The sequence below is a fragment of the Arthrobacter sp. 01T428 genome, from assembly GCF_056398685.1.
Map to the genome: position 1 here is coordinate 1 of NZ_JBFTPW010000018.1, position 14,203 is coordinate 14,203.

At 65.6% G+C, this 14,203-nt stretch carries 11 protein-coding genes, 1 pseudogene and 2 riboswitches; of the genes and pseudogenes, 4 read left to right on the plus strand and 8 right to left on the minus strand.

Going from position 1 to position 14,203, the window contains the following annotated elements; translation table 11 throughout:
• Together AC1DJB_RS17500 and trmB are read right to left on the minus strand one after the other, a co-directional pair.
• Nucleotides 1-150 (minus strand): annotated as a pseudogene (locus AC1DJB_RS17500) (lipoyl synthase); the annotation flags it as partial.
• Between the two features lie 49 nt (nt 151-199).
• Nucleotides 200-303, minus strand: a riboswitch (glycine riboswitch).
• Nucleotide 304: 1 nt separating this feature from the next.
• Nucleotides 305-403, minus strand: a riboswitch (glycine riboswitch).
• An 86-nt stretch (nt 404-489) separates the two neighbouring features.
• On the minus strand, nt 490-1,413 hold the full coding sequence (gene trmB, locus AC1DJB_RS17505) for a tRNA (guanosine(46)-N7)-methyltransferase TrmB (RefSeq protein WP_284991880.1): 924 nt from the start codon (nt 1,411-1,413) through the stop codon (nt 490-492).
• A 102-nt stretch (nt 1,414-1,515) separates the two neighbouring features.
• On the opposite strand from trmB, the gene AC1DJB_RS17510 reads away from it, so the two are divergent.
• Nucleotides 1,516-2,802, plus strand: coding sequence for an MFS transporter (locus tag AC1DJB_RS17510; RefSeq protein ID WP_441433506.1), 1,287 nt, complete (start codon nt 1,516-1,518; stop codon nt 2,800-2,802).
• An 81-nt stretch (nt 2,803-2,883) separates the two neighbouring features.
• Here AC1DJB_RS17510 and AC1DJB_RS17515 read toward each other — a convergent pair whose 3' ends face one another.
• Both AC1DJB_RS17515 and AC1DJB_RS17520 read right to left on the minus strand, forming a co-directional pair.
• A complete protein-coding gene (locus AC1DJB_RS17515; protein ID WP_307055425.1) occupies nt 2,884-4,176 on the minus strand; it encodes an MFS transporter in 1,293 nt (430 codons plus the stop codon).
• A gap of 28 nt (nt 4,177-4,204) precedes the next feature.
• The gene (locus tag AC1DJB_RS17520; protein ID WP_441433507.1) at nt 4,205-5,425 is read right to left on the minus strand and encodes a M20 metallopeptidase family protein; all 1,221 of its coding nucleotides are present in this window, start codon (nt 5,423-5,425) and stop codon (nt 4,205-4,207) included.
• Between the two features lie 143 nt (nt 5,426-5,568).
• Between AC1DJB_RS17520 and AC1DJB_RS17525 the strand changes: the two genes are divergently transcribed.
• Complete coding sequence (locus tag AC1DJB_RS17525) at nt 5,569-6,597, plus strand: Lrp/AsnC family transcriptional regulator (protein WP_476910599.1); 1,029 nt, start codon at nt 5,569-5,571, stop codon at nt 6,595-6,597.
• Here the strand turns inward: AC1DJB_RS17525 and AC1DJB_RS17530 are convergent.
• Complete coding sequence (locus tag AC1DJB_RS17530) at nt 6,594-7,745, minus strand: alkaline phosphatase family protein (protein ID WP_441433508.1); 1,152 nt, start codon at nt 7,743-7,745, stop codon at nt 6,594-6,596. The genes AC1DJB_RS17525 and AC1DJB_RS17530 overlap by 4 nt on opposite strands.
• Nucleotides 7,742-9,007 carry an alkaline phosphatase family protein gene (locus AC1DJB_RS17535; RefSeq protein ID WP_441433509.1) on the minus strand — a complete coding sequence of 422 codons (1,266 nt, stop codon included), beginning with the start codon at nt 9,005-9,007 and terminating at the stop codon, nt 7,742-7,744. Before AC1DJB_RS17535 ends, AC1DJB_RS17530 begins: the two co-directional genes overlap by 4 nt.
• Before the next feature lie 152 nt (nt 9,008-9,159).
• Here AC1DJB_RS17535 and AC1DJB_RS17540 point away from each other — a divergent pair, with 152 nt between their 5' ends.
• A complete protein-coding gene (locus AC1DJB_RS17540) occupies nt 9,160-10,644 on the plus strand; it encodes an MFS transporter (protein WP_476910600.1) in 1,485 nt (494 codons plus the stop codon).
• On the opposite strand, the gene AC1DJB_RS17545 is transcribed toward AC1DJB_RS17540, so the two are convergent.
• A complete protein-coding gene (locus tag AC1DJB_RS17545) occupies nt 10,641-11,363 on the minus strand; it encodes an SAM-dependent methyltransferase (RefSeq protein WP_476910601.1) in 723 nt (240 codons plus the stop codon). The genes AC1DJB_RS17540 and AC1DJB_RS17545 overlap by 4 nt on opposite strands.
• A gap of 415 nt (nt 11,364-11,778) precedes the next feature.
• Between AC1DJB_RS17545 and AC1DJB_RS17550 the strand changes: the two genes are divergently transcribed.
• Entirely contained in the window at nt 11,779-13,512 is a 1,734-nt protein-coding gene (locus AC1DJB_RS17550; protein WP_476910602.1) for a DEAD/DEAH box helicase, read from the plus strand.
• Nucleotides 13,513-13,549: 37 nt separating this feature from the next.
• Here AC1DJB_RS17550 and AC1DJB_RS17555 read toward each other — a convergent pair whose 3' ends face one another.
• Nucleotides 13,550-14,200, minus strand: coding sequence for an MBL fold metallo-hydrolase (locus tag AC1DJB_RS17555; RefSeq protein WP_476910603.1), 651 nt, complete (start codon nt 14,198-14,200; stop codon nt 13,550-13,552).
• Between the last annotated feature and the right edge of the window lie 3 nt (nt 14,201-14,203).

Sequence of the window (14,203 nt, forward strand, 5' to 3'; positions counted from 1 at the left end):
GCCTTCTTTTTTCACGAGGTTCTTCAGGCCCACGAATTCCGGGCCCATCTGGACCTTGGCCTTGATCCACTCGGGCTTGCGTTCGACCGGGACGGCTTTGTTGCGCTGTTCAACGCGCAGCAGCTTACGGCCTTCAGGTGCCAGGGTCATGAGGAACTCCATAATTCAGGTGGCGCGGACGCACCACGATGATTCGGTTCCTCCCCGCTCTGTATTGGACCTGAGAGTTTCCGCGTCCCTGCCTTGCGGCTGGACGCTTGCACCGTCGGTGAGTCCGGTTGCCCGGGCTGCTTTCCAGAGTTGCCTTGCCGCGGCGGTACATGGGCCTGAGAGATTCCTGGGGAGGATTTGCTCCTACGGCGCCTGCTGAAACGTACCGGCAGGGCTCTCCCGCCGCAGATCATAAGCGTGTGCCGCCTTCCGGTGACACGTCTCACATGGTATCCGGTGCCTGTGCGGCACGCAAAGGGCACGTGAGCATTCGTGAAGCTAAATCCTGCGGTAACTAAGGTCGAAGATCATGCGCCCGGCCTCGTGGGCCTTGTTTTCGAAGCTGGTGCGGATGCGGCCATCGAAGCGCGGAGCCCATCCGCCTACGTGGTCCACTCCCTCGTTGGGGCCGGTGTGCTCGGTGCTGACCGGTGCCCGGCCTTCCTTGACGGGGGCCCCGCCCACCATGGATTCGACTCCGGATTCCCACACTTGGGTGAGGGGGCTGTCCGCGCCGGCCCGCTCGCCGTCGTGCAGGTTTTCAAACTCGGTTGAGCCGGCCAGGACCTCGCGGACGTGGACGGCGTAGTTGGACCAGTCGGTGGCGATCCGCCACAGGCCACCCTTCTTGAGGGACCGCGCAGCGAGTTCGGCGAACGCGGGCTGGATGAGGCGGCGTTTGTGGTGCCGGGACTTGTGCCAGGGGTCGGGGAAGAAGACCCAGAGCTCGCTCACCGAACCGGCAGGAAGCATGGTAGCCAGGACCTCGGGCGCGTTGGCTTCGACCACCCGGACGTTGCTGAGCCCGCGGCTGTTGATCTTGATCATGGTGTTGGCCAGGCCCGGGGTGTAGACCTCCACGGCGAGGAAGTCCTTGTCCGGGTTCTCCTCCGCAGCGTGGCATACGGCATCGCCGAGTCCCGAACCGATTTCAACGATCAGCGGTGCCTTGCGCCCGAACTCCGCTTCGGCGTCGAACACGTAGTCCGGGTGCACCGAGGTGTTGGCGACATGCCGCGGGACCTGGATGGCCCAGCGGTCCGAGTGCTCTTCCCACGCTGCCTGGCGGCGGCCCTGGAGGCGCGTCCCGCGGCGCACGAAACTGACCGGCCGGCCGCCGTAGGTGCCGAAGGAGGCCTGGCTCCCTGGGGTCACGGGGCGCGAAGACTGCGGTGTTTCAGGGGATTCTGGGGTTTCACTCATCCCCTCCAGAATACCGTTGCAGGACCAAACGCCCGCGGCGGAACCTGCGCACTCTCCCGTCACGAGGCGCCCGCCCACGGGAGTGACTGCCAGAATGGGTTGGTGACCCCCGCTTCAAGCGCCCCCAAGAACACCAAGCCACACTCCGGCGTCGCCGAGGTACTTGTCGACGCCGAGATCGACGAGCTCCCCGCCGCCGAGCCCACCCAGGTCAAGACGCGCGGCGGACTCGTCTTCCTGGGGATCTGCCTGGTGCTCATAGGGCTGAACCTGCGGACGGTCTTCTCGAGCTTTTCGGCTGTCCTTCCGGAAGTCACCGCCGACGCCGGTCTGCCGGGCTGGGCGGTGGTTGTCCTCACCACCGTGCCGGTGACCTTGCTGGGTGTCTTCGCTCCGCTGGCGCCCATCCTGGCCCGCCGTTTCGGTGCCGAGAGGGTGCTGCTCGGCGCGATGGCCGTGCTGACAGCGGGGCTGCTGATCCGACCCGTGGACCTCGCCGGAGCGGGGCACTTGCCCGCACTGCTCACCGGAACCGCGGCGTGCGGCGCCGCGATCGCCCTGTGCAACGTGCTGCTGCCCGGCGTGGTCAAGCGCGACTTCCCGCATCGGCTCGGACTCATGGGCGGTCTGTATACGACGGCGATTTGCGCGTCTGCCGCGCTTGGTGCCGGTTTCACCTACCCCGTCTTCACGGCGGCCGGGCACTGGACCTCGGCGCTGTGGTTCTGGGCGCTGCCCGCCGCCGTCGTACTTTTGCTTTTCCTGCCGCTGGCGATCCGCCAGCACCCCGTCCGCCACAACGCGGCCGACGGCGGTGCGAACGTCTGGCGTTCCGCCGTCGCCTGGCAGGTCACCGCCTTCATGGTGTTGCAGGCGATGATGTCCTTCAGCGTGTTCGCCTGGTTGGCGCCGATCCTGCGTGATCGCGGGATCGACGGCGGGACGGCCGGCTTGATCGTGTCCGTGTCGATTGTCCTGCAGATGCTTGGTTCGTTCGTTGCTCCGGGGCTAGCGGCCCGGTTCAAGGATCAGCGCGTCATCAACACCGTGGTGGCGCTCATGACCGGGGGTGGCTTTGCCTTGAGCATTTTCGGCCCCACGGACCTGATCTGGGTGTGGACCGGACTGTTGGGCCTTGGCCAGGGGAGCCTCACGGCCGTGGCGTTGACCATGATCATGCTGCGTACCCGCGATTCGCACACCGCCGCGCACCTTTCGGGCATGATGCAGGGCGTCGGCTATGGCTTGGGCTCCACGGGAACACTGATGGTCGGCCAGTTGCACCAAGCGACCGGTGGCTTCGCCGCAGCCGGCATCCTGTTCCTCGTGGTGGGGTCCCTGGCGGCCTTCTTCGGGTTCCGCGCCGGTCGGAACCGCTACGTCGGCTAGCCCGACTGACTCGCAGTTGTTGTCGTTTTCAGGGCTCAAAACGACGTTAACTGCGAGTCAGTTGGGTCCGAAAGGGGGAGGTTAGTGCGTCAGGTCCTTGCCCTTGGTTTCCGGGATCATGAAGGCGAACGCGATACCGATGGCCAACAGGATCACGGCGTAGACGTTGAACATGTTGGCTTGGCCGATGCTGCCGAGCCACGTCTGCAGGTACGGGGCCGTCCCGCCGAAGACCGCAACGCAGATGGAGTACGGGACGCCGACGCCGACGGTGCGGATCTTGGTCGGGAACAGTTCGGCGTACACGGCCGGGACAATCGAGGCGCTGCCGGCAATGAAAAACAACATCACGGACATCGAAACGGCAAGCTGCCAAGGGGAGTCCTTCAGGAGCCACGTCATGGGGAAGTGCAGCAACGCCGCCCCGGCGGAACTCACGATCAGCACGGGCTTGCGGCCGATGCGGTCGGACAGCTTGCCCCAGAACGGCAGCGACGCGATGAACGCGACGTTGCCGATGACGCCGGCCCACAAGGCTGCGCCACGATCCATCTTGAGGCTGCTGGCCGCGTAGCTCGGCGCCACGACGCCCCAGATGTAGTAGACAACGGTGAGGCCGACGGTCAGCCCGATAACCTGCAGGGCCTGCTTGCGGTATTTGACGATCTGCGGCCACATGGGCTCGCGCTTTTCCTTCGGAGCTTCGGCTTGGAACGCCTCGGTCTCCTTCATTTTGGCCCGCATGACCAAGGCGTAGATGCCCAGGGCGCCGCCCACCAGGAACGGCACGCGCCAGCCCCAGGCGTTCATGTCGGCCTTGCTCAGCACACCGGTCAGGATGGCGCCCAGCAGCGTCCCGGCAAGGATGCCGGCTGTGCCGGAGGTGTAGATGAGGGTCGCCCAGAAGCCGCGCTTTTCCTTGGGCGCCATTTCGGACAAATACGTTTGCGACGACGGCAGCTCGCCACCGTGGGCGAGGCCCTGGATGAGGCGGGCCACCAGGAGCATGACGGATGCCAGGGCCCCAACGGCCTGGAATGTCGGGGCGATACCGATCAACAGGCTGCCGACAGCCGCGAGGCCGACGGCGATGGTCATGGACGTCTTGCGGCCGATCCGGTCGCCGATCCAGCCGAAGACGAAGCCGCCGAACGGCCGGGCCACGAATCCGACGGCGAAGATCGCCAAGGTGGAGAGGACCGCGGACGTGGGGTCGGCGCTGCTGAAGAGCGCGCTGGCGATGAAGGGCGAGAACGTGGCGTAAATGGCCCAGTCGTACCATTCGACGGCGTTGCCGATGCCGGTGCCGATGAGGGTTCGCAGATGGGACTTGTGAACCTGGGCTGTGGCTGAAGCGCCTACGGTTGCGGTCATGTCTTGCTCCAAGGTCTGGGGGTGGTGGTTAGTTGCCGGCGGCGAGGGTGGCGATACGAGAGACCGCGAGCTCTGCGTAGAGCGCCGCACCATCGGACAGGACGCCGTCGTCGAACGTGGCGTAGGGAGAGTGGTTGAACGGTGAGGTGGTGTGGTCCACGCCCCGCGGCACGGCGCTGAGGCCCACGAAGGTTCCCGGAACTTCGGCCAGGACCCGGGAGAAATCCTCCGAGCCACCGATCGGCGTGGCCCAGCGGGAGAGCCGGGAATCGCCGAACATTCCCGAGATGACGTCCTCGGCGGTGTGCGTCTCGTCCTCGTCAGTGACGGTCATGGGGTATTCGCCGCGGTAGTCGACGTCCACCTCAAGGCCGTGCGCGGAGGCAATGCCCTTGAGGAGCTGCGGAATCGCAGTCATCATCCGCTCGCGGGAGGCTTCCGAGAATGTGCGGATGGTGGCTTCGAAACGCGCGGATTCGGGGATGACGTTGCGTTTGGTACCCGCCTGCAGCACCCCCACGGTCAGGACTACGGGATCGAACATGTTGAACTGCCGGGTGATCATGACCTGCAGCGCCGTCACCATTTCCGCGGCCGCGGTCACGGGGTCCTTGGCCGAATGCGGCGCCGAGCCATGGCCGCCGGCGCCCAGGACCGTGACGAAGAGTCCGTCCGAGGCGCTCATCATCACGCCAGCTTTGGTGCAGAACTGGCCGTGAGGTTCCAGTGAGGAGAAGACATGCATGCCGTAGGCGGCGTCAACACGGCGGCCTGCGGCGTCCAGGACGCCTTCGCGGATCATGTGGCCCGCGCCGTCGAAGCCTTCCTCGCCGGGCTGGAACATGAGGACGACGTCGCCGGCCAATTGATCGCGCCGCTCGGCCAAGAGGGTTGCGGCTCCGGCGAGCATGGACGTGTGGAGGTCGTGGCCGCAGGCGTGCATGGCGCCGTCGATCTTCGAGGAGAACTCGACGCCGGTGCGCTCCTGGACGGGGAGTCCGTCCATGTCGGCACGGAGCAACACAGCCGGCTTCTGCGCTGAGGCGTGCGCCGCCCCGCCCCGCAGGACTGCGGTGACCGACGTCGTGCTCTCGCCAAGGGTGATTTCGTACGGGAGTCCGTCGAGCGCCTTGAGCACCTTTTCCTGGGTGCGCGGGAGGTCCAGGCCGATTTCCGGTTCCTGGTGGAGCTCGTGGCGGAACCGGGCGATTTCTCCCTGCATCTCTTGGGCGTCTGAGGCGATCGACATCTGTTCTCCTGTTTCCTGAACGATTGGTAGGTATCCATAGCCATTGTGGAGTGACTAGCCTCACATTCTTCCAAAGCCCTGTAAAAATTCAGGAACATGCCAGAATTAACAAGAATCGCGCATCGACAAGGAGAGGATCGCTGATGGAACTCAGTGAAGAGGACCTCCGGCTGATCAATGCCCTCCAGATCTCGCCGCGGATCAGTTGGTCCGACGCCGCGGAGGTCCTGGGCGTCCATGCCACCACGTTGGCCTCCCGATGGGACCGCCTGCGGGAATCCGGAGCCGCTTGGACCACGGCGCACCTCATGGGCGACCCCAAGCATGCCTGCCTTGCCCTGTTGGACGTGGACTGCGAAATGCACCTCAGGCCAGAGGTAACGGCCGCGCTCGCGGCGATTCCGGAGATCATCACGGTCGAGGAGGCCGCCAGCAACCGGGACCTCATGCTGACCGTCATCACGCAGGACCTGGGCGAGTTCAGCAGCCGGCTATTGCCCCAGCTCAAGGAAATCCGGGGGCTCACCAAGTACCGGACCTCGCTCTGCACCCGGATCCACACGAGCGGCTATGCGTGGCGGCTCAACGTCCTGAGCCGGGCGGAGCAGCAGGCCCTGCGCGCCCTCGCCGGGCCGGAAGCGCTCAATCCGTCCGCCCCTTATGCGCAGGTCACCCCGTTGCCGGCGAGCCATATGGAGCTCTTTCCCTTCCTCGCCCGGGACGGACGGGCTTCGGCCGCGGAAATCGCACGCGCACTGGGGCGGCACCCTGCAACGGTGCAACGGCAGCTCGGCCGGGTGCTAGCAAGCCGGATGCTGTCCTTCCGCTGCGAAATCGCCCAGCAATTCTCCGGCTATCCCATGACGTGCCAGTGGTTCGCGAATGTTCCAGCAGGCCAGCACGAGGCCGCGGCCGCCGAGTTGCGGGCCGTGAGGAACGTCAGGTTCACGGCCTCCACCACCGGCAGCACCAACTTTGTGATCATCATGTGGCTGCGCTCGCTGGCCGAGGTCATGGAGATGGAACTCGCCATCCAGCAACGCATTCCCGGGATCGAACTCGTCGAAAGCGTCGTGATGCTCAGCACGGCCAAGCGGGTCGGCTGGATGCTGAACCCGGACTCGACGGCGACCAGCGCCGTAGTGCCGACCGCCGCCGTCGGCTTGGCTTAGAGGGCGGCGTTGTAGACGTCTAGTCCGAAGCGGTTCAGCCCAGGGGTGCCTGCGTAGCCGAGATACGGGAGGCCGAAGGTGTCTTCAATGCTGGCCAGCAGACTGTAGTGGTTGTACGGCGTGGTGGACCAGGTGCCGCCCTTGGTGAAGGGGGAGATGACCAAAGCGCCGACCCGGCCGCCGCCCTGTCCGACAATCCCGGGAAGCGGGGAGTTGGGCCCGGGGCCCTCGCCGCAACACGCTGAAGCGTCTGATTGGGGGCTGTCGGATTCGTCGAAGGTGATCATCAGGACGCCGTCCTGGCGGAAGGCGGGAGACGAGGTGATCAGCGGAACGTACTGCTTCAGCCAGGCATCGGCGCTGGTCAGGCCGCCGGGCTGTCCGTCAACGCAGGGGGAGTCGTGTCCGTCATGGCAAAGGTTCGGCGTGATCATGGACAGGTTGGGCGTGGTGGAGACCGAAGCGAGATCGGTCTTCAGGTCTCCGAGGTCCACGTTGTTCTTCGCACAGTCCGGCGACCCCGTGATCCCCGCGAAGTAGACAAAGGGGTTGTGGCGGGCCGCGTACTGGTCCCCGACCCTTGCTTTCTGGGTGTCATCGGGTGCGCCGAGGGCCGGGTGGCGGCACGGTGTGCCCATGTCCTCCATGTAGCCCTTCCAGGTCTTCCCGGCTGCCGTCAACTGGCCCGCCACCGTGGGCACATCGGCGGGGAAAACGCAGCCGTCCCCAACGGCCTGGCCGGGATCTGCTGTTCCGGTCTTCGCGAACGGGGAGTACGTCTGGCAATCGGCCTGCATCTGCGGGTTGGGTCCTTGACCGGAAATCTGGGCGACGTAGTTCGGCTGCGAATTGTGTGCCGTGCCGAAATACTGGTTCAGCAGGACGCCTTGGTTGCGCAGTGTGGTGGAAAGGTACGGTGCCGCCGAACCCGGTCCCCATGTGGTGTCGTACCCCTTGTTCTCGAGGTTGATCACGAACACGTGCTTGGCTCCCGGGAGGTACCCGGAGCTCTGGACGGTTTGGGGTTCGCTCGCTTGTGCCTCGGTCTGCTGCAATCCGAAGGCGATGCAGGAGGCGCCCAGCAGGACGACCAGCAGCGCAGCGAATCCGAGCCGCATCTTGGAAATGGCGAAGTTCTTGAAGGTCATGGCAGGGTCCATCCGTCCGCAAGTGCTTTCTGTTTCAGGCCGGCCCACTCTTCCTCCGCCGGCGGCCCGACAGGCGAGCAGGCCGGTCCGGCGGCATAAGGCGGCACGAGGTACGTGGGAGCGGTCAAATTGGGTGCTGATTGGAAATCAAGCACTTCGGCGATGTTGCGCGCGGCATTGTCCCGAGGCGTCAGGGCTTGAAGCCCCCAGCGCCACTCGATGGCCTTCAGGATTGAGGTGTGGTCGTAGGTATCGTGCGCCACGTATTGCCTGCGGGCGCGCGGAGAAATGACCATGGACGGGACGCGGAAGCCGCGCCGTGCGGTATCCGGATTGCTGTCCGGTGCCGTTTCCGGTGGCACGTGGTCGTAGAACCCGCCCCATTCGTCGTAGTTGACCACCAGCATGGTGTTCGCCCAGTTGGGGCTTTTGGTCACGGCGTTGTAGACCTCCGCCAGGAAGAGCTCGCCGGAGCGGATGTCCGCATGCGGGTGGTCATCGCCTGAGGTTCCGCTGGACTCATCCGTGAAGCGCGGATCCACGAAGGACACCGAGGAGAGCTTGCCGGAACTGCAGTCGCTGAGGAACTCGGCGTAGGGCCTGGAGATGCCGAGGTACTTTGTTCCCCAGAGGGCGGTAAAGGGAACGTCGCCGTAGTAGTACTTTCCCTGAACGCCGGCGGCTGCCAAGCGGTCCCAGATCGTGGGCAGGGTGCTGGTGACGGTCGAGTTATGGAGCCTGTCCGTGGCAGCAGAGTGCTGGTAGAAGCGGTTCGGATACGTTTCGGCGAGGGTGGCTGCGAAATAGCGGTCGCAGACGGTCCAGTCGGGACCCGCTTGGCGCCAGAAGTCGAGGTCGCTCGAATCGTAGTATCCCACGGCGAATTCATCGTTCTCGCCTGCCCGCAGCCAGCCGTCGTTCTTGCCGTTGTTGAACTGGATCCTGCCGCCCTCGTAGGAATGGTCAGGGTCCGGATGCCCACAGCCCTGGAAATCCGTCAGGTGGTGGGTTGTATGCGGAATGCCGTAGCGGTCAACGAACGTCAGTCCGGCCTGTTTTCCGTCCGCGCCAGGCATCCAGCCAAGGAAATGGTCGAACGAGCGGTTTTCCATCATCACCACGATGATGTGGTCGATGCCTGAGGAACCGGGCTGTGGGAGTGCGGTTGCGGCGGGCACGGTCCTCACGGTGGCGCCGCTGACAAGCGTCGCAGCCGTGGCAGATCCGGCAACGGACAGGAAGTTGCGTCTTGTGAAGTTCACGCCAAGCAGTGCATCACGGAATGATTACGGGAACAACCGATAGTCGGCTATTTAGTACAGAGTTTGCCCAGAGTTAATTTCAGGTGAATATTAATCACTTGAATGGATTTTGAAGGTGGCCCCAAACTCGTTTGGGCTTCTAGGCTGGGATGATGACAAGCCACGACGCAACAGCCGGCATACTGCAACGCCCCTATCTCCTGGCGACGGCGGGTGCCTGGGCGTTGGTCTTCCTGGCAGCGTTCGAATCCATGGCCGTCACTACCATCATGCCGCTCGTGAGCCGCGATCTGGACGGTGCCGGACTCTATGCGTTGGCCTTCGCCGGTCCGCTCGCCACGGGCGTGATCGGCATGGTGGCCGCAGGAAACTGGGCGGACAGGCGTGGGCCGGCCGCCCCGCTGTACGCATCCGTTGCGCTGTTCGCGGCCGGGCTGCTCATCGCCGGTACCGCGCTTTCCATGCAGATGCTCGTGGCCGGCAGGCTGGTCCAAGGCCTCGGCGGAGGCGCCATGACCGTGGCGCTGTATGTGGTGATCGCCCGGGTCTACCCCGCCAGGTTGCATGCCCAAGTCTTTGCCGCGTTCTCGGCGGCCTGGGTCATTCCCTCGATGATCGGTCCCTTCGCCGCCGGCGTGGTTGCCGAGTTGAGCAGTTGGCACTGGGTGTTCCTCGGGGTCGTGGGTTTGGTGGTTCCGGCCTTGGCAATGATCCTTCCCGCCATGCGGGGGGTGCGGTCCACGCCGGACGCGCGGGAGGCGGGCTCCTCGGAGCCAGGCTCCCCCAAGGCGGGCGCCGGAGAGGCGAAGCCTGGAGGCGCCGATGTTCCCTGGGCCTTCGGCCGCATGGGGTGGGCCGCGCTCGCCGCCCTTGCGGTTCTCGGCCTGAACCTCTCCGGACAGCTGCCCGGCGTCGGATGGATGATCGCCGCCGTCGCGCTCGTCATCGCCATGCTGGCAGTGCGGCCGCTGGTCCCGCGCGGCACGCTCGGCGCGCACCGCGGATTGCCAAGCGTCATCCTCATGCGCGGAGTTGCCTCAGCAGCCTTCTCCGGTACCGAGGTTTACGTGCCGTACCTCCTCACGGAGCGGTACTCGTTCTCCCCGGCATTCGCCGGACTTGCGCTGACGGGATCGGCGATTGCCTGGGCAGCGGCGTCCGCAGTCCAGGGCCGCATGGGTTCCCGGCTCGGCAACGCCCTTGCAGTCAAGATCGGGTCTGCGCTGGTGCTCGGTTCGGTGGTCATCGTCCTCGTGACCACGGTGCTCGCGTGGCCCGCCGGAGTGGCGATTGCGGGCTGGCTGTTCGCGGGCGCCGGGATGGGTCTGATGTACCCGCGGTTGAGTGTCATGACCCTGGCGCTCTCCAAGCCCGAGGATCAAGGCTTCAACAGTTCTGCGATGTCCATCTCCGATTCCCTCGGCGGCGCCCTCTCGCTCGCCGTGACGGGTCTCGTCTTCAGTGCGCTGACGACGACGGCGGGTTCCTTCGCGGGGGTGTTCGTCCTGACGTCGGCCATCGCCGTCGTCGGGCTCGTCATTGCGCCACGGGTCGCGGCCCGGCGGCCTCCTGGTGCTGAACATGCGGTGGACGCCGAGGCGCACCGCGCAGCCGAAGCGGACGACGTGCGGGCCTAGGACGTGTGAGCCCCGGATGTCCGGGTGGCCCGGAGCACGCTGTCGATGGTGGTGGCGTGTTGGCCGTCAGGGCCCGTCACCGCGCGTTCGCGGGAATCGGCAACGTTGATCCGCCACGTCCCCGGACCGTTTGTGAGCGCCTCGACCAAGTCCTCGGGCGTGAAGAACTTGTCTTTCATGTCCTTGTGCCCGCTCCACGGAGTCAGGCCATCCGGATGATGCCCGACAACCAACAAAGCGCCGCCGGGAGCCACGGCCGCCGCAGCCGAGGCCAGGAAATCGCGCCACGGAAGAAGCGGAGAATGCAGGAACTGGGAGGACACCAGATCGAAGCCCGCTTCCGGGTGCCACGAGCCGAAATTCCGTTGCAGCCACGTGATCCGGTCCGGTAGCCCGATGTCGACGGCATGGGCTTCTGCCCGTTCAAGCGCGACGGCGGAGACGTCCACCGCGGTCACCGTCCAGCCATGCTGGGCGAGCCAGATGGCGTCCGCACCCTCCCCGCAGCCGAGATCCAGGGCGGTGCCGGGAGCCAGTCCCTTGGCTTCCGCGATGAGCTGCGGATTGGGATTCCCGCTCCACCTCTTCGCCTTCTCCCGGTAGACCTCGTCCCAAAACTGCGCCGGGTCGGCGTCCTGGTCAGGGTTGCTGTGAAGGTGGGCTCCGCTGTCGCGGATTTCGCTGTGAAGGTGGGCTCCGCCGTCGTGCTGGTGCGTCATGGCTCAAGCCTGCCCTGACGTGCGCCGCGAGGCAACGCCTGTCCCCACCCAACTGACTCGCAGTTGTTGTCGTTATAAGCCCTCAAAACGACAACAACTGCGAGCTACTTGGGGGAACACCGCCTGCGTGAACCTGCCCTGTGGAAAGGCCCGCGGCCCGCGGATGCTAGAATGGATCTACTTGATGTGCAGTGATGCCCGCTTAGTCCCCGAATTTGGCTTGGTTCCAAGCTTGGGAAGTGGGCTTTTTTCATGTGAGAGGCACATCCTGCGTCGATGAACGCGTTTTCTCTGGTCCCGGCCACGGCTTATTGCCTACCGGTCGATCACTGACTTTTTCCTCGGCGAACCCTTGGCCCAACCGGCGTCGGGGGACGATGTCCGTTGGACACCGCCAGAAAGACCCTTGAAGCACATGACTACTTTTGCTGCCCTTGGCACGCCCAAGGCCATTGCCGACTCGCTCGCTGCAGATGGCATCGAAGAAGCCTTCCCCATCCAGGTCAAGACCCTCCCGGATACGCTCGCAGGCCACGACGTCCTGGGCCGTGGCCGCACCGGCTCCGGCAAGACCATCGCTTTCGCTATCCCGCTTGTGGCACGTCTCGCCGAGCGCGAAGCCAAGCACTTCCGCAAGCCCGGCCGCCCCATGGGACTGGTCCTCGCGCCGACCCGTGAGCTGGCCACCCAGATCAACGCCACCATCGAACCGATGGCCAAGGCCATGGGCCTGAACACCACGGTCATCTACGGCGGCATCTCGCAGGCACGCCAGGAAAAGGCGCTGCGCGCCGGCGTCGACATCGTCATCGCTTGCCCGGGCCGCCTCGAGGACCTCATCCGCCAGCGGATCCTGACCCTCGAAGCCGTCGAGATCACCGTCCTGGACGAGGCCGACCACATGGCAGACCTCGGCTTCCTCCCGGTGGTCAAGAAGCTCATGGACATGACCCCCACCCAGGGCCAGCGCCTGCTCTTCTCTGCGACGTTGGACAACGGTGTTGACAAACTGGTCAACCGTTACCTGTCCAACCCGCTGACCCACTCCGTGGACGACCCCCAGGCCGCCGTCACCACCATGGAGCACCACGTCCTGGTGGTCAACGACCAGACCGTCAAGAAGCAGCTGATCGTGGAGCTGGCCTCCGGCGCCGGCCGCCGCGTCCTCTTTATGCGGACCAAGCACCACGCCCGCAAGCTTGCCAAGACCCTGACCGACTGCGGCATCCCTGCCGTCGATCTTCACGGCAACCTGTCGCAGAATGCCCGTGACCGCAACCTCGCCGAGTTCTCCAGCGGTGAGGTCCGGGTCCTGGTGGCCACCGACGTCGCTGCCCGCGGCGTGCACGTCGACGACGTCGAACTCGTCATCCACGTGGACCCGCCCACAGAGCACAAGGCTTACCTGCACCGCTCAGGCCGTACGGCCCGCGCAGGTTCCGACGGCACCGTGGTCACGCTGACGCTCCCCGAGCAGCAGTCCGACGTCAAGAAGCTCATGAAGGCTGCCGGCGTCGACGTCTCGTTCGAACGTGTCACGGCCAACTCTCCCCTGATTGCCGAGCTCGTGGGCCAGGTCGCCGACAAGGTTGATCCCCGCACTCGTGCGGCACTGCTCGCAGCGAAGACCCAGCAGCCGGGCGGCGGCACCTCCACCGGTGCCAACGCCCAGCGCAAGCGCAACCGCCGCACCACCCAGGCTGCACCCACTGCGGGTGGCCGTGGTGGTCGCGGTGGCCGTGGCAAGGTTGCGTCCGAGCCCGTGCGCACCGACATCAACCGCGCTGAGCGCCGCGCAGCAGCGAACGACGACGTCGCCCGCAGCACGCGTGGACGCGGCAACGCAGCTTCCGCTCACCGCAACGACGTTCCTGCTGCTCGTGGCCAAGGTGCGCAGGGTGGTCGCAGCGGACGCCCGGCAACCGGCCAGCGTGCAGCCGCAGGCAACCGCTCGGCGTCGGCCCCGCGCACGGAATCCGCAACTTCAACGCGCACCGGTGGCAACAAAGCTGTCTGGTCCTCGAACACGGGTGGCAACTCCGGTGGCTCCTACGGCTCGGGCTCGGGCAATTCAGGTGCCGGTCGTCCGGCCCGCAGCGGCCCGCGCCGTGCCTCGGCTCCGGCGTCGAACGAGCGCCGCGGCCGCTAAGCCGCGCGGGGTCTAGGGGCTCCCGTCCCCGTAGGGACTACCACCCGCGTTCGCGCCATTCCGCAAGGTGTGGCCGCTCTGCACCGAGCGTGGTCGGATCTCCATGGCCCGGATGCACCACGGTGTCGTCCGGGTAGGCCTCGAACAGCCGTTCGCTCACATCGTTCAACAGCGACGTGAAGCGGGCGGCATCGTTCTGCGTGTTGCCAACTCCTCCGGGGAACAACGAGTCGCCGCTGAAAATGTGCGCTGCCCCTTCGGGGTCCAGGTACACGTAGGCGATCGAACCCGGGGTGTGGCCGCGCAGGTGCACAGCGGTGATGTCGAAACCGTCGAAGTTTCCCACGTCCCCATGGTGCAACTGCACGTCCACGGGCACTGGGAGCGCGTCGGCGTCGTCCACTCCGGCCGAGGTCTTCGCGCCCGTAGCTTCCACTAACCCGGGCAGCGCGCGGACGTGGTCCCAATGCTGGTGGGTGGTGGCGATGAGGGCAAGTTTCGGCGGCGATGCGGCGTCGGCGACCGACTCCGCAAGCATTGCTTGGATCGCCGGAAGGTCGTCCGCGGCGTCGATCAGGAGTTGCGCGCCGCTTGCCTTGGCGGTGAGCAGGTACACGTTGTTGTTCATCTCGCTGACCGAGATTCGCCGGATGGTGATGTCACGCAGTGAATGAATGAGTGAGTCCATTCG